Source organism: Variovorax sp. TLI9-5A, from assembly GCF_056867935.1.
On the sequence record NZ_CP200310.1, the window covers coordinates 233,078 to 251,443 of the forward strand.

The 18,366-nt window shown below is 67.2% G+C and carries 17 protein-coding genes and 1 riboswitch; of the genes, 12 read left to right on the top strand and 5 right to left on the bottom strand.

Annotation, left to right across the window (positions count from 1 at the left end):
* Window positions 1-48 precede the first annotated feature (48 nt).
* From gyrB to dnaA, 3 genes are all read right to left on the bottom strand, one after another.
* A complete protein-coding gene (gyrB, locus tag AC1VNX_RS01140) occupies window positions 49-2,670 on the bottom strand; it encodes a DNA topoisomerase (ATP-hydrolyzing) subunit B (protein WP_483155097.1) in 2,622 nt (873 codons plus the stop codon).
* Window positions 2,671-2,804: 134 nt separating this feature from the next.
* Window positions 2,805-3,911 (bottom strand): DNA polymerase III subunit beta, encoded by a 1,107-nt coding sequence (dnaN, locus tag AC1VNX_RS01145; RefSeq protein WP_125950241.1) that lies wholly within the window; start codon window positions 3,909-3,911, stop codon window positions 2,805-2,807.
* Between the two features lie 100 nt (window positions 3,912-4,011).
* The gene (dnaA, locus tag AC1VNX_RS01150; protein ID WP_483155098.1) at window positions 4,012-5,391 is read right to left on the bottom strand and encodes a chromosomal replication initiator protein DnaA; all 1,380 of its coding nucleotides are present in this window, start codon (window positions 5,389-5,391) and stop codon (window positions 4,012-4,014) included.
* Window positions 5,392-5,708: 317 nt separating this feature from the next.
* On the opposite strand from dnaA, the gene rpmH reads away from it, so the two are divergent.
* From rpmH to AC1VNX_RS01185, 7 genes are all read left to right on the top strand, one after another.
* Window positions 5,709-5,843, top strand: a complete 135-nt coding sequence (gene rpmH, locus AC1VNX_RS01155) for a 50S ribosomal protein L34 (RefSeq protein ID WP_007834827.1) — start codon at window positions 5,709-5,711, stop codon at window positions 5,841-5,843.
* Between the two features lie 101 nt (window positions 5,844-5,944).
* The gene (locus AC1VNX_RS01160; protein WP_483155099.1) at window positions 5,945-6,358 is read left to right on the top strand and encodes a ribonuclease P protein component; all 414 of its coding nucleotides are present in this window, start codon (window positions 5,945-5,947) and stop codon (window positions 6,356-6,358) included.
* The gene (gene yidD, locus AC1VNX_RS01165) at window positions 6,355-6,642 is read left to right on the top strand and encodes a membrane protein insertion efficiency factor YidD (RefSeq protein ID WP_483155100.1); all 288 of its coding nucleotides are present in this window, start codon (window positions 6,355-6,357) and stop codon (window positions 6,640-6,642) included. The genes AC1VNX_RS01160 and yidD overlap by 4 nt, the downstream gene beginning before the upstream one ends.
* A complete protein-coding gene (gene yidC / locus AC1VNX_RS01170; protein WP_483155101.1) occupies window positions 6,639-8,333 on the top strand; it encodes a membrane protein insertase YidC in 1,695 nt (564 codons plus the stop codon). The genes yidD and yidC overlap by 4 nt, the downstream gene beginning before the upstream one ends.
* Before the next feature lie 75 nt (window positions 8,334-8,408).
* A complete protein-coding gene (mnmE, locus tag AC1VNX_RS01175) occupies window positions 8,409-9,815 on the top strand; it encodes a tRNA uridine-5-carboxymethylaminomethyl(34) synthesis GTPase MnmE (protein ID WP_483155102.1) in 1,407 nt (468 codons plus the stop codon).
* A gap of 101 nt (window positions 9,816-9,916) precedes the next feature.
* A complete protein-coding gene (locus AC1VNX_RS01180; protein ID WP_483155103.1) occupies window positions 9,917-10,378 on the top strand; it encodes a Crp/Fnr family transcriptional regulator in 462 nt (153 codons plus the stop codon).
* A gap of 106 nt (window positions 10,379-10,484) precedes the next feature.
* Entirely contained in the window at window positions 10,485-11,450 is a 966-nt protein-coding gene (locus AC1VNX_RS01185) for a zinc ribbon domain-containing protein (RefSeq protein ID WP_483155104.1), read from the top strand.
* Between the two features lie 30 nt (window positions 11,451-11,480).
* Here AC1VNX_RS01185 and AC1VNX_RS01190 read toward each other — a convergent pair whose 3' ends face one another.
* On the bottom strand, window positions 11,481-13,469 hold the full coding sequence (locus AC1VNX_RS01190; protein WP_483155105.1) for a monovalent cation:proton antiporter family protein: 1,989 nt from the start codon (window positions 13,467-13,469) through the stop codon (window positions 11,481-11,483).
* A gap of 130 nt (window positions 13,470-13,599) precedes the next feature.
* On the opposite strand from AC1VNX_RS01190, the gene AC1VNX_RS01195 reads away from it, so the two are divergent.
* The 4 genes from AC1VNX_RS01195 to AC1VNX_RS01210 are packed head-to-tail and all read left to right on the top strand — an operon-like array spanning window position 13,600 to window position 16,611.
* A complete protein-coding gene (locus tag AC1VNX_RS01195; RefSeq protein ID WP_483155106.1) occupies window positions 13,600-14,601 on the top strand; it encodes a KpsF/GutQ family sugar-phosphate isomerase in 1,002 nt (333 codons plus the stop codon).
* Window positions 14,601-15,149: a KdsC family phosphatase gene (locus tag AC1VNX_RS01200; RefSeq protein ID WP_483155107.1), complete on the top strand. Its 549-nt coding sequence runs from the start codon at window positions 14,601-14,603 to the stop codon at window positions 15,147-15,149. Before AC1VNX_RS01195 ends, AC1VNX_RS01200 begins: the two co-directional genes overlap by 1 nt.
* The gene (gene lptC / locus AC1VNX_RS01205; RefSeq protein ID WP_483155108.1) at window positions 15,146-15,811 is read left to right on the top strand and encodes an LPS export ABC transporter periplasmic protein LptC; all 666 of its coding nucleotides are present in this window, start codon (window positions 15,146-15,148) and stop codon (window positions 15,809-15,811) included. The genes AC1VNX_RS01200 and lptC overlap by 4 nt, the downstream gene beginning before the upstream one ends.
* Window positions 15,812-15,825: 14 nt before the next feature.
* Entirely contained in the window at window positions 15,826-16,611 is a 786-nt protein-coding gene (locus tag AC1VNX_RS01210; protein ID WP_483155109.1) for an SDR family oxidoreductase, read from the top strand.
* Window positions 16,612-16,700: 89 nt separating this feature from the next.
* Here AC1VNX_RS01210 and AC1VNX_RS01215 read toward each other — a convergent pair whose 3' ends face one another.
* A complete protein-coding gene (locus tag AC1VNX_RS01215; RefSeq protein ID WP_483155110.1) occupies window positions 16,701-17,231 on the bottom strand; it encodes an RNA recognition motif domain-containing protein in 531 nt (176 codons plus the stop codon).
* Window positions 17,232-17,503: 272 nt separating this feature from the next.
* Window positions 17,504-17,690, top strand: a riboswitch (yybP-ykoY riboswitch).
* Window positions 17,691-17,698: 8 nt separating this feature from the next.
* On the opposite strand from AC1VNX_RS01215, the gene AC1VNX_RS01220 reads away from it, so the two are divergent.
* Window positions 17,699-18,262, top strand: a complete 564-nt coding sequence (locus AC1VNX_RS01220; RefSeq protein ID WP_483155111.1) for a TMEM165/GDT1 family protein — start codon at window positions 17,699-17,701, stop codon at window positions 18,260-18,262.
* Window positions 18,263-18,366 lie beyond the last annotated feature (104 nt).

An 18,366-nucleotide genomic window follows, 5' to 3' on the forward strand; every position in this document is an offset into this window, starting at 1 on the left:
TCACTTACCTGGCACAGTTTTCACTTTCCGTGTCACCCGACACGACAGCTATACGTCGATATTCGCCGCCCGCAGCGCGTTCTGCTCGATGAACTCCCGGCGCGGCTCAACCTCGTCGCCCATCAGCATCGTGAACACGCGGTCGGCCTCGATCGCATCGTCGATCTGCACTTTCAGCAGGCGGCGCACGTTCGGGTCCATGGTGGTTTCCCACAGCTGCTCGGGGTTCATCTCGCCCAGGCCCTTGTAGCGCTGGCGCGAGGTGGCGCGTTCGGCTTCGCCGATGAGCCACTTCATGGCCTGGCGGAAGTCGTCGACCTTTTCTTCCTTGGTGCGGTCGCCCTCGCCGCGCTTCACCAGCGCGCCTTCGGCGCTCAGCAGGCCGCGGAAGGTGTTGGCGGCTTCGGCGAGCGCGGCGTAGTCGGCGCCGTGCACGAAATCTTGCGTGAGCACGCTGCTCTTGACGTTGCCGTGGTGGCGGCGGCTGATGCGCAGCAGGGGCTTGTCGGTGCGGGCGTCGAACTCGCTGCTCACCTCGGCCGGCACGCCGGTCGTGTTGAGCTCGCGCAGCTTGGCCTGCAGCGCCACGGCCGAGGCCTCGGCGGCGGGCGTGGTGTCGAGGTCGAGCGCCACGCCGTCGGCGATGGCGCGCAGTGCCTCGGCGTCCATGAAGTTGCGCAGGCGCGCGATGACGGCTTCGGCCACCTGGTGCTTGCGCGCCAGTTCGGCCAGGGTGTCGCCGCTGAGCGTGGTCGAGCTGGCGCCGCCGGTCTCGATGCGCGCGTCCTTCAGCGCCACCTTGAGCAGGAAGGCGTCGAGCGCGGGGCCGTCCTTCAGGTACTGCTCTTCCTTGCCGACCTTGACCTTGTACAGCGGCGGCTGCGCGATGTAGATGTGGCCGCGCTCGACCAGCTCCGGCATCTGCCGGTAGAAGAAGGTCAGCAGCAGCGTACGGATGTGGGCGCCGTCGACGTCGGCGTCGGTCATGATGATGATGCGGTGGTAGCGCAGCTTGGCGACGTTGAAGTCGTCCGCGCCGCCGCCCGCGGTGGTCGCGCCGGCACGGCCGATGCCGGTGCCCAGCGCGGTGATCATGGTGAGAATTTCGTTGCTGGTGAGCAGCTTCTCGTAGCGGGCCTTCTCGACGTTCAGGATCTTGCCGCGCAGCGGCAGGATGGCCTGGAACTTCCGGTCGCGGCCCTGCTTGGCGGAGCCGCCGGCGGAGTCGCCCTCCACCAGGTAGACCTCGCACAGCGCCGGATCTTTCTCCTGGCAGTCGGCCAGCTTGCCGGGCAGGCCCATGCCGTCGAGCACGCCCTTGCGGCGCGTCATTTCGCGGGCCTTGCGGGCGGCTTCGCGGGCACGGGCGGCCTCGACGATCTTGCCGCAGATGATCTTGGCGTCGTTCGGGCGTTCCTGCAGGTAGTCGGTCAGCAGCTTGCCGACGATGTCTTCCACCGGCGCGCGCACTTCGCTGGACACCAGCTTGTCCTTGGTCTGGCTCGAGAACTTGGGCTCGGGCACCTTCACGCTCAGCACGCAGCACAGGCCTTCGCGCATGTCGTCGCCGGTGACTTCGACCTTCGCCTTCTTCGCGAACTCGTTCTCTTCGATGTACTTGTTGATGACGCGGGTCATCGCGGCGCGCAGGCCGGTCAGGTGGGTGCCGCCGTCACGCTGCGGGATGTTGTTGGTGAAGCAGAGAACCTGCTCGTTGTAGCCGCTGTTCCACTGCATCGCCACCTCGACGCCGATGTGCGTGCCGGGGATGCCGCCGTAGGTGTCGGCCGGGCGCTCGCCCTCGGCGTAGAACGAGTTCGGGTGCAGGACGGTCTTGCCCTTGTTGATGAACTCGACGAAGCCGCGCACGCCGCCGGCGCCGGAGAAGTCGTCCTCCTTGCCGGTGCGCTCGTCCTTCAGGCGGATGCGCACGCCGTTGTTCAGGAAGCTCAGTTCGCGCAGGCGCTTGCTGAGGATCTCGTAGTGGAAGTCCGAGTTCTCCTTGAAGATCTCGGTGTCGGGCAGGAAGTGCACCTCGGTGCCGCGCTTGTCGGTGTCGCCGATGATCTTCATGGGCGAGACTTCGACGCCGTTCACCGTCTCGAGCAGGCGGTTCTGCACGAAGCCGCGGCTGAACTCGAGCTCATGGATCTTGCCTTCGCGGCGCACCACCAGGCGCAGCATCACGCTCAGCGCGTTCACGCAGCTCACGCCCACGCCGTGCAGGCCGCCCGACACCTTGTAGCTGTTCTGGTTGAACTTGCCGCCGGCGTGCAGTTCGGTCAGCGCGATCTCGGCGGCCGAGCGCTTGGGCTCGTGCTTGTCGTCCATCTTCACGCCGGTGGGAATGCCGCGGCCGTTGTCGGTGACGCTGATCGAGTTGTCGGTGTGGATGGTCACGACGATGTCGTCGCAGTGGCCGGCCAGCGCCTCGTCGATGGAGTTGTCCACCACTTCGAACACCAGGTGGTGCAGGCCGGTGCCGTCGGAGGTATCGCCGATGTACATGCCGGGGCGCTTGCGCACGGCCTCGAGCCCTTCGAGGATCGTGATGGAGCCTTCACCGTAGCTGGTGTCCGCGGGGATGTCCTCCGGCGGCACGACCTGGACTTCGGGGGTGTAGACGGGCTCGGTGTGCGGCACTTCGGGCTTGTTTTCTTCAGCACTCATTCGGATATTCCTCTGTCTCTCACGGCATTCACGTGATTTTTCGGGCTCTCAAAAGCTCAATTCGCCGCCTCTTGAAAGCGCAAACCCGCGGAGGGCCGCGGGCTGTGTGCGCAAGGCGCTTCGGGGTCTGTCTGCTAGATACGCATCGGCATCACGACGTACTTGAAGGATGCGTTCTCGGGGATGGTCAACAAGGCCGAACTGTTGGAGTCGGCCAAGTCCAGCTTGACCATGTCCTGGTCCATGTTCGACAGCGCGTCGATCAGGTAGGTCACGTTGAAGCCGATTTCGATCGTGTCGCCACCGTAGTCGATGTCGAGTTCGTCCTGGGCTTCTTCCTGCTCGGCATTGTTCGATGCGATGCGCAGCGTGCCCGGCTCGATGTTCAGGCGCACGCCCTTGAACTTCTCGCTGGTCAGGATTGCGGTGCGCTGCAGGCTGGCCAGGAGCGGCGCGCGGCCCAGGGTGACGGTGTTCTTGTGGTTCTTGGGAATCACGCGGTTGTAGTCGGGGAACTTGCCTTCGACCAGCTTGGTGACGAACTCCATGCCGCCGAAGCTGAACTTGGCCTGGTTGTTCGCGAACTGCATCTCGATGGCGCCTTCGGCGTCGGACAAGAGGCGCTGCATTTCGAGCACGGTCTTGCGCGGCAGGATCACTTCCTGGCGCGGCACCTCGACGTCGAGCGTGGCCGACGAGAAGGCCAGGCGGTGGCCGTCGGTGGCGACCAGGCTCAGCTGCTTGCCTTCGGCAACGAACAGGATGCCGTTCAGGTAGTAGCGGATGTCGTGCACGGCCATCGCGAACGACACCTGCGAGAGCAGGTCCTTCAGCGTCTTCTGCGGCACGCTGAACACGGGGCCGAAGTTGGCGGCTTCCTGCACCAGCGGGAAGTCTTCGGCGGGCAGCGACTGCAGCGTGAAGCGGCTCTTGCCGCCCTTGAGCACCAGCTTGCTGGCGCTGGATTCGAGGCTCACGGTCTGGTCGGCCGGCATGGTGCGCAGGATGTCGATCAGCTTGCGCGCGCCGATGGTGGTGGTGAAGTTGCCTTCGTCGCCGCCGAGCTCGGCGGTGGTGCGGATCTGGATCTCGAGGTCGCTCGTGGTCAGCTGCAGCTGGCCGCCGGTCTTGCGGATCAGCACGTTCGCCAGGATCGGCAAGGTGTGGCGCCGCTCCACGATGCCCGCCACCGACTGCAGCGCGGCGAGGACCTTGTCTTGTGTTGCCTTCAAAACGATCATGTCTTCTTCCTCTTCCTATCTCTTTGAATCAGCATGTAAGGTGCCATTCTCCGCTGTCGCGGGGGGCATCCCCGATGACATCCGGCTTCTTCCCGACTGATCAGCCCTTGAGCGTCTGCTCGAGCACGTGGAGCTGCTGGTTGAGTTCGGTGAGCTGCTGGCGCTCGCCCGAGATCTTGCGCACCGCGTGCAGCACCGTCGTGTGATCGCGCCCGCCGAACAGCTCGCCGATTTCCGGCAGGCTCTTCTGCGTGAGTTCCTTGGCCAGGTACATCGCGATCTGCCGAGGCCGCGCGATGCTGGCCGGGCGTTTCTTGCTGTACATGTCGGCGACCTTGATCTTGTAGTAGTCGGCCACCGTCTTCTGGATATTCTCGACGGAGATCTGCCGATTCTGGATCGACAGCAGGTCGCGCAGCGCCTCGCGCGCCAGGGCGATCGAGATCTCCTTCTGGTTGAAGCGCGAGTACGCGAGGATCTTGCGCAGCGCGCCTTCGAGCTCGCGCACGTTGGAACGCACGTTCTTGGCGACGAAGAAGGCCACCTCTTCCGGCATTTCGGCCGATTCGGCGCGCGCCTTGTTGATCAGGATGGCCACGCGCATCTCGAGCTCGGGCGGCTCGATGGCGACCGTGAGGCCGGAGTCGAAGCGCGAAACCAGGCGCTCGTGGATGTCGGCCAGCCCCTTCGGATAGGTGTCGCTGGTCATCACGATGTGCGACTTCTTGGCCAGCAGGGCCTCGAACGCGTTGAAGAATTCTTCCTGCGTCCGATCCTTGTTGGCGAAGAACTGCACATCGTCGATCAGCAACAGGTCGAGCGAGTGGTAGCGCTCCTTGAACTCATCGAAGGTCTTGCGCTGATAGGCCTTGACCACATCCGAGACGAACTGCTCGGCGTGGATGTAGAGAACTTTGGAGTCCGCCTTGTCCGCGAGCAGCCGGTTGCCCACGGCATGCATCAGGTGGGTCTTGCCCAGGCCGACGCCGCCGTAGATGAAAAGCGGGTTGTACAGATGGCCCGGCATGCCGGCCACGTGCATCGCCGCGGCGCGGGCCATGCGGTTGGCCGTGCCCTCGACCAGGGTGTCGAAGGTGAGGCCGGAATTCAGGCGGTTCTTGAAGCCGGCGGCCGCCGGCTCCTCGCCCGGGCCGGCCACGTCGCGCGGCACGTCCGTCTCGGTCATGACGGCCACGGGCGCAGCACGCACGGGGATTTCTCGAGGAGCAAGCGCTAACTCGATGGCAACCGGCTGGCCGTACATCTTCTCGGCCATGGCGGCGATCTTGCCGGCGTACTGGGCACGGATCCAGTCGAGCTTGAACCGGTTGGCCACGAACACCGTCATGCGCGACAGGTCGTCGGCGACCTGCGCCGTCAGGGGTTTGATCCAGGTGTTGAACTGCTGCTCGGACAGCTCCTGCGCGAGCTGGTCGACGCAGGCTTGCCAGAGGCTTTCGCCGATGCCGTCAGTCGACATGAGCGTACGAAAAAGTGATGAGACCCTCGGGCATTTTTTGGTATAGGTATTGTGGATATTCTCTGCTGGAAGGCGCCGGGCATTCTAACTTGTCAAAACCTTATCCACACGCCGGCGAGTGTGTCGAAAGGCCCGCAAATCTGCTCGAAGATTGTTCCGGGCGCCAATGTTTGCGATAATTGCGGGTTTCCCTGAAAACCTCTTTGCGTCTTTCGGGGGCCATCCGAAACACGCTCGCCCGGCGCCCCGCAGGTACTTCAGGCTTTCAAACGAGAAAGCGCGAAGGGCCAGCGCGAACAGGGAATTAGGAAATCACCATGAAACGCACCTACCAAGCATCCAAAGTCCGCCGCGCCCGTACCCACGGCTTCCTGGTCCGCATGAAGACCCGCGGCGGCCGTGCCGTCATCAACGCACGCCGCGCCAAGGGCCGCAAGCGCCTGGCCGTCTGACGGCAGCCCACCTGCCGTTGCCAGCAGCCGACCCGTCAGCGCCAGCTTCATCCGCCGGGGCTTCCGGCCCGGGCAGGCATGACACAAGCGGCCCGGCTTCCATGCAGCGGCTCAAGTCCCGCGCGCAATTCCAGGCCGTCCTCGCAGGTGCCACCGTGGCGCGCACTGCTCATTTCGCATTGCACCGCTGTGCGCTCGATCTTGCATCGAGCGCACAGCCGTTGTTCGCGTCCGACGACGTCTGGCTGGGTGCCATGGTGCCCAAGCGCTGGGCGCGTCGCGCCGTCACGCGCAACGCCATCAAGCGCCAGATCTATTCGGTGAGCGCCGCATCGGGCGCGGGCCTGCCGCGTGCCGCGCACGTGGTGCGGCTGCGCGCGGGCTTCGACCGCAAGGAATTCGTGAGCGCCTCCTCGGACAAGCTCAAGGCCGCCGTGCGCGCCGAACTCCAGCAACTGCTGGCAAGGGCCGCGCGCGCTCCCGCGTCGGCCGCAGCCCCTTCCCCCTCGCCATGAAACGCCTGCTGATCGGCATCGTGAAGGCCTATCGCCTGCTGCTGAGCCCCTGGCTCGGCCAGTCGTGCCGCTTCACGCCGACCTGCTCCGTGTATTCGATCGAGGCGCTGGAGGTGCATGGCGCGCTCAAGGGCAGCTACCTCACCCTGCACCGCATCGCGCGCTGCCAGCCCTGGTGCCAGGGCGGCCACGATCCGGTTCCATCGAAATCGCAGCGTCGCACTGACAGGTCAGGATCGCTGTTTTCGTCTCTTCTCTCTTCCGACAAGAAGTCTTCGTCATGAACGATATCCGCCGCACGATACTGTGGGTGATTTTTGGTTTCTCGCTGGTGCTGCTGTGGGACCAATGGCAGGTCTTCAACGGCAACAAGCCGACCTTCCTGCCGTCGACCAAGCCGGCCGCCACGGCCGCCGCTCCCGCAACCACCACCCCCGCAGCCAGCAGCAACGGCGTGCCGGCCGCATCCGGTAGCGGCAACGCGGGGGCGGTCCCCACGCAGGCCGTCGCGGCCGCGCCGCGCGAGCAGGTCAACGTGACCACCGACCTGTTCAAGGCAACCATCGACAGCGAAGGCGCCACGGTCAACCACCTCGAGCTGCGCAAGTACGACGAAGCCGACCGCACCAAGCACGTGGTGCTGTTCGAGAACGGCTCGCCCGCCACCCGCTACGTCGCGCAGACCGGCCTGCTGAACCAGGTCGACACCGGCGAGCGCTTTCCCAACCACCTGACGCAGATGACGCCCAGGTCCGGCCCGCGCGAGATGGCCGACGGCCAGAACACGCTGGAAGTGAGCTTCGAAAGCGCCCCCGTCGGCGGCCTGAAGTACGTCAAGACCTATGTGTTCCACCGCGGCGACTACGCCATCGGCGTGCGCCACGAAGTGGTCAACACCAGCGACCAGCCGCGCGACGCGCAGCTCTACATGCAGCTGCAGCGCCATGGCACCGTGGCCGCCAGCACCATGTTCGGCACCAACACCTTCACAGGTCCGGCCGCGTACACCAACGAGAAGAAGTTCCACAAGCTCGACTTCAAGGACATCGCCAAGGGCAAGGTCGAACCGCCGCCGGCGGCCAACGACGGCTGGATCGCGATGGTGCAGCACTACTTCGTCTCGGCCTGGCTGCTCAAGGGCGACCCGGCCAGCGAGCAGCTGCGCCGCGAATTCCGCGTGAAGGACCTGGGTGACAACCAGTTCTCCATCGCCATGGTGGCCACGCTGCCGAAGATCGCGCCCGGCGCCACGCAGGTCGTGAACAGCACGCTGTTCGCCGGCCCCGAGGAAGAAAAGAAGCTCGAAGCCATCGCCCCCGGCCTCGATCTGGTGAAGGACTACGGCGTCTTCGCGATCATCTCCAAGCCCCTCTACTGGCTGCTGAACCAGCTGCACGGCCTGATCGGCAACTGGGGCTGGTCCATCGTCGCGCTGGTGGTGCTGCTGAAGGCGGCCTTCTACTGGCTCAACGCCAAGGCCTACGCCAGCATGGCCAAGATGAAGGCCATCAATCCGAAGATCATGGAAATGCGCGAGCGGCTGAAGGACAAGCCGCAGGAGATGCAGCAGGAGATGATGCGGATCTACAAGACCGAGAAGGTCAATCCGATGGGCGGCTGCTTCCCCATCGTGATCCAGATCCCGGTGTTCATCGCGCTCTACTGGGTGCTGCTGTCGTCGGTCGAGATGCGCCACGCGCCCTGGATCGGCTGGATCACCGACCTGTCGGCACCCGACCCTTGGTACATCCTGCCGATCGTGATGACGGCCACGTCGCTGTTCCAGACCTGGCTCAACCCGACGCCGCCCGATCCGATGCAGGCCAAGCTGATGTGGATCATGCCGCTCGCGTTCAGCGTGATGTTCATCTTCTTCCCGGCCGGCCTGGTGCTGTACTGGATCACGAACAACGTGCTGTCGATCGCGCAGCAGTGGTTCATCAACAAGCGCCTGGGCGTGCTCGGCACCAAGTAAGCCGGCCGACAGCTCCAAGCCATCCCACGAAGGGCCGCGTCAGCGGCCCTTTTTGCTGAAAGAATCCGCATCACCATGCTCGCCCGCACCTCCGATCCCATCGTCGCCATCGCCACCGCCTCGGGGCGCGGCGCGGTCGGCATCGTGCGCGTGTCGGGCGCCAGGCTGGCGCCGCTGGTCGACGCGATCTGCGGCCGCGCGCTCAAGCCGCGCGAGGCCACCTACCTGCCGTTTCGCGACGCGGACGGCGAGCCGGTCGACCACGGCCTGGCCATCCACTTTCCCTCGCCGAACTCCTTCACCGGCGAGGACGTGCTCGAGCTGCAGGCCCATGGCGGATCGGTCGTGCTGCAACTGCTGCTGGCGCGCTGCCTCGAGGCGGCGGCCGAGCCCGACCCGATCTCCGGCCGCCCCCGCCTGCCCGGCCTGCGCGTGGCCGAGCCCGGCGAGTTCAGCCAGCGGGCATTCCTCAACGGCAAGATCGACCTGGCGCAGGCCGAGGCTATCGCCGACCTGATCGACGCCAGCACCGAGGCGGCCGCGCGCAGCGCCGGGCGCTCGCTGTCGGGCGCCTTCTCGCGCGAGATCCATACGCTGCGCGACGCGCTGATCCACCTGCGCATGCTGGTGGAGGCCACGCTGGACTTTCCCGAGGAGGAAATCGACTTCCTGCAGAAGGCCGATGCCTCGGGGCAGCTGGCGAAGTTGCAGTCGCAGCTCGCCGCCGTGCAGCAGCGCGCGCGCCAGGGCGCTTTGCTGCGCGAGGGCATCAAGGTCGTGATCGCGGGGCAGCCCAACGCGGGCAAGAGTTCGCTGCTCAACGCGCTGGCCGGCGCGGAACTGGCCATCGTGAGCGCTGTGGCGGGCACCACGCGCGACGTGGTCTCGCAGACCATCCAGATCCACGGCGTGCCGCTGCACGTGGCCGACACCGCCGGCCTGCGCGAGAGCAGCGACGAGGTCGAGCAGATCGGCGTGGCGCGCGCCTGGGGCCAGATCGAGAGTGCCGACGCGGTGCTGTTCCTGCACGACCTGACGCGCGCGAGCCAGCCCGACTACGCCGCCGCCGACGCCGAAATCCTGGCCGGCCTGCGGCAGAAGCTGCCCGCGAGCGTGCCGGTGCTCGACGTCTGGAACAAGCAGGACGCGGCGCCCGCGGCCCACCCCGAACAGGGCATCGCCCTTTCCGCCAAGACCGGCCTGGGCATCGAAGCCCTGCGCGAGCAGCTGCTGGCCATGGCCGGCTGGCAGGCCGTGCCCGAGGGCGTGTACCTTGCACGCGCGCGCCACGTGCAGGCGCTGGCCCGGGTCGAAACGCACCTGGCGCTGGCGGCTGGCCACCTGGAGGCGCAGGCTCAGTTGCTCGACCTGCTGGCCGAGGAGCTGCGCCTGGCGCAGAACGCCCTGAACGAGATCACGGGCGAGTTCGGCGCGGACGATCTTCTGGGCGTCATCTTTTCGCGCTTCTGCATTGGTAAATAGCCACAGATAGCGGCAGGCGCCCGCGAAAAGCGTAAACACTTGTAGCCGAAGTTCGCGGCCATCGCGGATACTTCGGCTCACATGCGGGGGCCGAGAAACACATGTCAATCCAGAACTTGAGCCGCGCCATCGCGGAGAACATCAACACCGACGCGTTCGCGTTGACGTTCAACGTCCAGCAGTGGGAAACGCTGGCGGGTTACCTGCAGCCGATCGAGACCGGCGTGGGCGACGTGCTGATCGAACAGGGCACTCCCGACCGCTCCGTGTTCTTCGTCGAGAGCGGTGCCATCAGCGTGCACCGCGTCAGCAGCAAGGAACAGATGAAGCTCGCCGTGCTCACCGCGGGTTCGGTGGTCGGCGAAGGCTCGTTCTTCTCGCGGCAGCCGCACTCGGCCAACGTGGTGGTCACCGGCGCGGGCCGCGTGTGGCGGCTCACCGCGATCCGCTTCGCGGAGATGTCCAACCGCCAGCCCAACATGGCGCTGGAGATCGCGATGGCCCTCGGCGGCGTGATCTCCAAGCGCATGGCGCACCGCTCCAAGCGCGTCGCGGTGACCTGAGCAGGAAGGTCGCCTCACTCGCCCGCCGCCGGATCGATCCTACGGATGCAGGCAAGCCATTTCAGTTCAGGACCTCGAGAAGCAAGAAGTAGTCAGTAAGTAAGCCATGGCCTTGATCTGCCCGGTCTGCAGCACGGAGAACCGTGACGGCGCGAATTTCTGCAGGAGCTGCGGCATCAAGCTGTCCGCCGCGGGAGACCGGATCCCGCCGCCGCCGACCCCCGAACGCGAATGGGCCACCACGGCACCCGCCCAACTGCGTGCGCCGACCATTCCCGCCCCCCTGGAAGAGCTTCCTTCGGCGCCACCGCCGGCGCGCCAGTCGTTCTTCAGCAGGTCGCCAGCCTCCGCGCCGCTGCACAGCGACGACGAGCAGACCGTCTTCATGCTGCATGACGACGGCACGCCGCGCGTTCCCGCGCCGCCGGCCACGCCGCAGGGGCTGGAGTCGAACTGGGCGCCGTCGCCCGCGAGAGTGAAGAAACCCCGGGTCAAGATCCGCAAGCCCGCGCCGGTCGACCGGCCGCCGCGCAAGCGCGCGATCCTGCTGTGGGTGGGCCTGCTGCTGCTGGCGGTGGCGATGATCGTGGCGGGCTGGTCCGGCTACGGAACGCGCAAGGCGCCCGCGGCCGTCGAGGAGGCAGCACCGCCCGCCGCAGCACCGGCTCCCGTGGCTCCGCCGCCCGCGGCCGAGCCGCCACCACCGCCGCCCGCGGAGCCCGCCGCGGCGGATGCCCAAGCCGCCGAACAGCCGGCGCCCGCAGCCGAGACCGCACCGGCCCCCTCGGCGCCCAAGCCAGCCGCCAAACCGCGCAAGCAGGCGACCGCCGCCGCACCGGTCCCGCCCGCAGCGGAGCCCGCGCCTGCGGCTGCCGCCCCCGCCCCGCCGCCAGCTCCGGCAGCCCCGGCCGAGCCCGCCGCCATGTGCGGCGACCGCAACTTCATCGCCAAGGCGCAATGCATGGCTGCCCAGTGCCTGAAGCCCGAGTACAAGGCCCACGCGCAGTGCGAAGCGGTGCGGCGCCAGCAGCGGCTCGAGGAAGAAAAACGCAACCCGACGCTCATCAACTGAGCATCCCGGCGCAGAGCGGCTTGCCGCCGCTCAGCCTTTCTGCAGCCGATCGACGGCCATCGCCAGCGCGGCAGGCTTGCCCGAGAGCACCAGCGTGTCGCCCTCCGACAGCAGCGTGTCGTCGGCCAGCGTGCGCGGCTGGCCGTCGTGGCGGCGCAGGCTCGCGACGCGCACGCCCAGCGTGTGCAGCGCCATCGCCTGCAGCGTCTGGCCGATGGCGCGCGCGCCGGCGTCGAGCCTGAAGCTGTTGAGCCGCTCGTGGTCGATCTCGTCGGCGTTGTCGTCGTCGGCGCCGTGGAAGTAGCCGCGCAGCAGGTTGTAGCGGGCGTCGCGCTGGTCCTGCACCACGCGGATCACGCGCCGCATCGGCACGCCGACCAGCGCCAGCGCATGGCTGGCGAGCATCAGCGAACCCTCGATGGCCTCGGGCACCACCTCGGTGGCGCCTGCGGCCTGCAGCTTCTCGAGGTCATGGTCGTCCTGCGTGCGCACGATCACCGGCACGTGCGGCGCATGGGCGCGCGTGTTGGCCAGCACCTTCATCGCGCCGGGCACGTCGAGGTAGGTCACGACCACCGCGCTGGCGCGCGCCAGGCCTGCGGCCATCAGCGCCTGCAGCCGCGCCGCGTCGCCGAACACCACCGAGTCGCCGGCGGCGGCGGCCTGGCGCACGCGGTCGGGGTCCAGGTCGAGCGCCATGTACGGAATGCCCTCGCGCTCCAGGATGCGCGCCAGGTTCTGGCCGCAGCGCCCGTAGCCGCAGATGATCACGTGCTGCGCGGTGTTGATGGTCTTGCGCGCGATGGTCGTCATCTGCAGCGACTGCTGCAGCCAGTCGCTGGCCACCAGCTTTCGCACGATGGCGTTGCTGTACATGATGATGAAGGGCGTCGCGAGCATCGACAGCACCATCGACGCCAGCACCGGATTGGCCAGCCACGGCGGCAGCAGGCTGCGCTCCTGCGCCAGCGTCAGCAGCACGAAGCCGAACTCGCCGGCTTGCGCGAGGTAGAGGCCGGTGCGCAGCGACACGCCCGAGGTGGCGCCCAGCACCCGCGCCAGCACCGTCACCAGCCCAAGCTTGAAGGCCAGCGGCACCAGCAGCAGCACGCCCACCAGCAGCCAGCGTTCGACCACGATATGCCAGTCGAGCGACATGCCCACGGTGATGAAGAACAGCCCCAGCAGCACGTCGTGGAAGGGGCGGATGTCGGTCTCGACCTGGTGCTTGTATTCGGTCTCCGACACCAGCATGCCCGCGATGAAGGCGCCCAGCGCCAGGCTCAGGCCGGCCAGCTCGGTGAGCCAGGCCAGCCCGAGCGTGATCAGCAGCACGTTCAGGATGAAGAGCTCCTCGCTGCGGCGCCGCGCCACCAGCGTGAGCCACCAGCGCATCACGCGCGGGCCGCCGTAGAGCAGCACGCCGATCAGGAAGCTCGCCTTCAAGAGCGCCAGGCCCAGCGCCTTGGCCAGTGCCTCGGGCGGCGCGCCCAGCGCCGGGATCAGCACCAGCAGCGGCACCACCGCCAGATCCTGGAAGAGCAGCACGCCCATCACGCGCTTGCCGTGCTCGCTCTCGAGTTCGAGCCGCTCGGCCATCAGCTTGACCACGATGGCGGTGCTGCTCATGGTGAGCGCGCCCGACAGCGCCAGCGCGGTCTGCCAGCCCAGCTGCCATGTCGGGGGCAGCAGCAACCGGGCGATCAGCAGCGCGCCGACAGTGGCGATGGACATCGTCAGCAGCACCTGCAGCAGGCCCAGCCCGAACACGTGCTTTCGCATCGCGCGCAGCTTCGGCAGGCTGAATTCCAGCCCGATCACGAACATCAGGAACACCACGCCGAACTCGCCGAGGTGCTGGATGCCCTCGGTGTTCTGGGCCAGCGCGAAGGCGTGCGGCCCGATCAGCACGCCGGCCGACAGATAGCCCAGCATCGGCGGCAGCTTGAGGGAGCGGCACGCCACCACGCCGATCACCGCGGCCAGCAAGTACAACAGCGTGAGATCGAACGAAGACATAGGCGCCGATGCTAGAGCAAGAGCCGTGCGCGGCGCGTCCGGGAGGACACCGAGCGACGCCGGCCCGCCCACCAACGGGCGGGTACGGGGCGGGCCGTGGGGGCAAGGCTCTGGCCCGTAAAATCCGGCGATGAGCTCCCGTCCCGCCCCGGCCCCCGTGGTCGACCCCGAAGCCATCCTGGCCCGGGCACGCCTCACCTTCGACATCGAAGCCGAAGCCGTCGCCGGCCTGAAGAGCCGCGTCGGCCCCAGCTTCGTCGAGGCCGTGCGCAAGATTCTCGAAGTGCGCGGCCGCGTGGTCGTGATGGGCATGGGCAAGAGCGGCCACGTCGGCCGCAAGATCGCCGCCACCCTCGCCTCCACCGGCACGCCCGCGATGTTCGTGCACCCGGCCGAGGCCAGCCACGGCGACCTCGGCATGATCAAGGCGGTCGACCTTGTGCTCGCCATCTCCAACAGCGGCGAGGTTGACGAGCTCACCGTCATCCTGCCGGTCGTCAAGCGCCAGGGCGTGCCCCTGATCGCCATGACCGGGCGCACCGAATCCACCCTCGCCCGCCATGCCGACATCGTGATCGACGCGGGCGTGTCCAAGGAGGCCTGCCCGCTCAACCTTGCCCCCACCGCCAGCACCACCGCCCAGATGGCGATGGGCGACGCGCTGGCCGTGGCGCTGCTCGACGCGCGCGGCTTCGGCTCGGAAGACTTCGCTCGCTCGCACCCGGGCGGCGCGCTCGGGCGCAAGCTGCTCACCCACGTGAGCGATGTCATGCGCTCGGGCGAGGACGTTCCGCGCGTGGCGCCCGACGCGAATATCAGCGAGCTGATGCGCGCCATGAGCAACAAGGGCTTCGGCGCCGCGGCGGTGGTGGAGCCTGACGGCCGCGCCTCGGGCATCTTCACCGACGGCGACCTGCGCCGGCTGATCGAGGCCGGCGCCGACCTGCGCAGCCCCAAGGCGGTCGACGTCATGCACCGCAACCCGCGCACCATCCGCGTCGACGCGCTGGCGGTGGAAGCCGCCGAGCTCATGGAGCAGTGCGGCATCACCCGCCTGTTCGTGATCGACGGCGCCGGCGTGGTCGTGGGTGCGATCAACACCAACGACCTGATGCGCGCGAAGGTCATCTGATGCCCCTCGAGTTCCAGGCCGAGACATTGCTCGCCGCGCAGGACGTGCGCATCGTCTTCTTCGACATCGACGGCGTCCTGACCGACGGCGGCGTGTACTTCACCGAGCACGGCGAGACGCTCAAGCGCTTCAGCATCCTCGACGGCTACGGCCTGAAGCTGCTGCGCAAGGCGGGCATCGTGCCGGCCGTGATCACCGGGCGCGACTCCAAGCCGCTGCGCGTGCGCCTGGAAGCGCTGGGCATCGAGCACGTGCGCTACGGCACCGAGGACAAGCTGCCGGCTGCGCAGGCCATGCTCGACCAGCTCGGCTTCGGCTGGGCGCAGGCCGCTGCCATCGGCGACGACTGGCCCGACCTGCCGGTGCTCGCGCGCGCGGGCTTTGCGGCGGCACCGGCGAATGCCCACGCGGAAGTGCGCGGCATCGCGCGATACGTCACCAAGGCTCGCGGCGGCGAGGGTGCGGCGCGCGAGTTCTGCGACCTGCTGCTCACGGCCTGCGGCCAGTACCGCGTCCTGCTCGACGCTGCCCGGGGGCCCGACGCATGAGCAACGTGAAACGCGCATGGGGCATGGTGCGCGATGTTCTGGACCGCGCCACGATCTATCTGCCGATCATCCTGACGGCGGCAGTCGCGCTCGGCACCTACTGGCTGGTGCGCAACGCGCCCAAGCTGCTGGAGCCCGCTCCCAAGGTCGCGCCCACGCACGAGCCCGACTATTTCATGCGCGACTTCGTCATCAAGAACTTCCTGCCCAACGGCGATCTGCGCAGCGAGCTGCACGGCACTGAAGGCCGGCACTATCCCGACACCGACACCATCGAGGTCGACAAGGTGCGCATGCGCTCGGTGTCGCCCGAGGGGCTGGTGACGCGCGCGACGGCCGATCGCGGGTTGTCGAATTCCGACGGCAGCGAGCTGCAGCTGTTCGGCAACGCCATCGTCATCCGCGATCCGTCGGTGGGGCCGAACGGCAAGCCCACGCCGCGGCTGGAGTTCCGCGGCGACTTCCTGCATGCCTACGTCGACACCGAGCGCGTCACGTCGAACAAGCCGGTCACGCTGATCCGCGGCACCGACCAGTTCACTGGCGACACGCTGGACTACGACAACCTCACTGGCGTGGCCAATCTCAACGGCCGGGTGCGCGGCGTGCTGATCCCGTCGGCGGCAGCAGCGGCTGCTCCTGCGCCTGCAAAGAAGCGCTGAGGAAGATTCGTCGCATGGCCAACAGCTCCCCGCTCGTCTTCATCACCGGCGCTTCCAGCGGCATCGGCCAGGCGCTGGCCGCGAGCTTCTACGACGCGGGCTACCGGCTGGCGCTGGTCGCGCGGCGCACGGGAGAAATCGAAGCGTGGGCGAGCGCCCGCCAGCTGAGCGCGGACCGCTACCGGGTCTATGGCGCCGACGTGGCGCAGACCGACAGCATCATCGCCGCCGGCAACGCCTGCATCGAGCAGCAGGGGCTGCCCGACGTCGTGATCGCCAATGCCGGCATCAGCGTGGGCATCGATACGGCGGAGCGCGAAGACATCGACGTGATGGCGCGCACCTTCGCGACCAACAACGTGGGCCTGATGGCCACTTTCCATCCCTTCGTGCAGGCGATGGTCGAGCGCGGCAGCGGGAGGCTGGTGGGCATCGGCAGCGTGGCGTCCATCCGCGGACTGCCGGGGCACGGCGCGTACTGCGCGAGCAAGGCCGGCGTGGTGGCGTACTGCGAGAGCCTGCGCGGCGAGCTGCACAAGAGCGGCGTCAAGGTCGTCACCCTGTGCCCGGGCTACATCGACACGCCGCTCACCCAGGGCAACCGCTACGGCATGCCCTTTCTCATGAAGGCGGAAGACTTCGCCGCCCAGGCGCTGCGCGCCATCGAGGCCGGCACCAGCTACCGCGTGATTCCCTGGCAGATGGGCGTGGTCGCCAAGATCATGCGCATGCTGCCGAACGCCGTGCTCGACCGGGCGGTGCAGGGGCGCGAGCGGAAGAAACGAAGCGGCGAGGCCTGATCGGCCCGGCCCCCAACCGATCGCCCAAAGAAAAAGGCTCCCGAGGGAGCCTTTTGTCTGTCTGAGTGTGCTTCGGAGTGTCGCAGGGATCAGTAGCCGCTGTTGCCGCCGCCGTAACCACCGCCGCCACCGCCCGAGCGGCCACCGCCGCCGCCGCGGGGACCAGCGCCGTAGGGGCTGCGGAAACCGCCATCGCCACCACCGCCGCCGCCACCACTGCGGCCACCGCCGCCGTAGCCGCCGCCACCACCGCCGGAGCGGCCGCCACCACCGTAGCCGCCACCACCGCCGCCGTAGCCACCGCCACCACCGCCGCCATAACCACCACCGCCGCCGCCGTAGCCGCCACCACCGCTGCGCGGGGGGCGAGCTTCCATCGGGCGTGCTTCGTTGACGACGACGCTGCGGCCGCCCAGGGGCTGGCCGTTCATGCCGTTGATTGCGGCCTGTGCTTCCGCGTCACTGCCCATCTCGACGAAGCCGAAGCCCTTCGAGCGGCCGGTGTCACGTTCCATCATGACCTTGGCGCTGGTCACTGCGCCGAACTGCCCGAAGGCTTGTTCGAGATCTCCGTCGCGCACCGAGTAAGGCAGGTTGCCGACGTACAGTTTGTTGCCCATCAAGGGACTCCTATAAACACATCAAGAAAAGCGATGGAGTCCCGAAAGCATCACTCAAACGAGAGCGTCGAGTCGCGCGAAACTGACCGATCACCGAACTGCCCCCCGACCAAAATGAAGAGGGAGGCTCGTGCATTATGGGTGAAATATCCGAATTGCAAGCGGGAAATTGCTTCTTGAGGTAGCACCTGTCAAAACTATTCAAAGGCTAGTGCTTACTCTCATGATCTGGCGAGGTCCTTCGCCCTACATCCGCGCACGGATGTAGAATTCCGCCCGTCATTGGGGAGTAGCCGCCTTCCGATCTGCGAGAAGGGCCCGCGTCAACAGACTTGTCCTGTCCCACCAGGATATGGCGCGTGCAGTGAACACACCTGGCGAGACCTTTGACCGTGCAACTTCGGGAATATGGCCGAAGGTGTTGCACGGTCAATTGCGTCCTTCGGCCCAAGGAACCCCACATCATCATGGAAGCTTTTCTCGTAGCAACGGGCGTCGTCGCGCTCGCCGAAATGGGCGACAAGACCCAGCTCCTGGCCCTCCTGCTCGCCGCCCGCTTCAGGAAACCCTGGCCCATCGTCCTCGGCATCTTCGCCGCCACCGTCATCAACCACGCGCTTGCGGGCGCGGTCGGCAACTACATCACGCGCTGGCTCGGGCCCGAGGTGCTGCGCTGGATATTGGGCGGCTCCTTCATCGCGATGGCCATCTGGATGCTGATCCCCGACAAGCTCGACGACGACGATGCCCCTGGCGCCTCGAAGTTCGGCGTCTTCGGCACCACCGTGATCGCCTTCTTCCTCGCCGAGATGGGCGACAAGACCCAGATCGCCACTGTCATGCTCGCCGCCCGCTTCACGCACGACTACCTCTGGGTGGTCGTGGGCACCACGCTGGGCATGATGCTGGCCAACGCCCCCGTGGTGTGGCTCGGCGACAAGATCGTGCGGCGGGTGCCGATCAAGCTCGTGCACGGCATCTCCGCCGCGATCTTCCTGGTGCTGGGCATCGTGATGATCATCGGCTGGTAAGAAAAGAAAAAGGCGGAGCCCGGCCCCTTCCAGGAACACCGCGGAACCGGCTTTGCCGGGCCGCCGGTGTTGCCCCCTTCCCAAGGGGGTTGGCGAAGCGACAC

What these genes read in the sequence shown, in the direction of transcription:
- dnaN (WP_125950241.1), bottom strand. Translation starts at nt 3,911, where the DNA reads ATGATCGTTTTGAAGGCAACACAAGACAAGGTCCTCGCCGCGCTGCAG.
- AC1VNX_RS01200 (WP_483155107.1), top strand. Translation starts at nt 14,601, where the DNA reads ATGCCCCTCGAGTTCCAGGCCGAGACATTGCTCGCCGCGCAGGACGTG.
- AC1VNX_RS01220 (WP_483155111.1), top strand. Translation starts at nt 17,699, where the DNA reads ATGGAAGCTTTTCTCGTAGCAACGGGCGTCGTCGCGCTCGCCGAAATG.
- lptC (WP_483155108.1), top strand. Translation starts at nt 15,146, where the DNA reads ATGAGCAACGTGAAACGCGCATGGGGCATGGTGCGCGATGTTCTGGAC.
- yidD (WP_483155100.1), top strand. Translation starts at nt 6,355, where the DNA reads ATGAAACGCCTGCTGATCGGCATCGTGAAGGCCTATCGCCTGCTGCTG.
- AC1VNX_RS01215 (WP_483155110.1), bottom strand. Translation starts at nt 17,231, where the DNA reads ATGGGCAACAAACTGTACGTCGGCAACCTGCCTTACTCGGTGCGCGAC.
- AC1VNX_RS01210 (WP_483155109.1), top strand. Translation starts at nt 15,826, where the DNA reads ATGGCCAACAGCTCCCCGCTCGTCTTCATCACCGGCGCTTCCAGCGGC.
- AC1VNX_RS01190 (WP_483155105.1), bottom strand. Translation starts at nt 13,469, where the DNA reads ATGTCTTCGTTCGATCTCACGCTGTTGTACTTGCTGGCCGCGGTGATC.
- AC1VNX_RS01185 (WP_483155104.1), top strand. Translation starts at nt 10,485, where the DNA reads ATGGCCTTGATCTGCCCGGTCTGCAGCACGGAGAACCGTGACGGCGCG.
- AC1VNX_RS01180 (WP_483155103.1), top strand. Translation starts at nt 9,917, where the DNA reads ATGTCAATCCAGAACTTGAGCCGCGCCATCGCGGAGAACATCAACACC.
- yidC (WP_483155101.1), top strand. Translation starts at nt 6,639, where the DNA reads ATGAACGATATCCGCCGCACGATACTGTGGGTGATTTTTGGTTTCTCG.
- AC1VNX_RS01160 (WP_483155099.1), top strand. Translation starts at nt 5,945, where the DNA reads ATGCAGCGGCTCAAGTCCCGCGCGCAATTCCAGGCCGTCCTCGCAGGT.
- gyrB (WP_483155097.1), bottom strand. Translation starts at nt 2,670, where the DNA reads ATGAGTGCTGAAGAAAACAAGCCCGAAGTGCCGCACACCGAGCCCGTC.
- mnmE (WP_483155102.1), top strand. Translation starts at nt 8,409, where the DNA reads ATGCTCGCCCGCACCTCCGATCCCATCGTCGCCATCGCCACCGCCTCG.
- dnaA (WP_483155098.1), bottom strand. Translation starts at nt 5,391, where the DNA reads ATGTCGACTGACGGCATCGGCGAAAGCCTCTGGCAAGCCTGCGTCGAC.
- AC1VNX_RS01195 (WP_483155106.1), top strand. Translation starts at nt 13,600, where the DNA reads ATGAGCTCCCGTCCCGCCCCGGCCCCCGTGGTCGACCCCGAAGCCATC.
- rpmH (WP_007834827.1), top strand. Translation starts at nt 5,709, where the DNA reads ATGAAACGCACCTACCAAGCATCCAAAGTCCGCCGCGCCCGTACCCAC.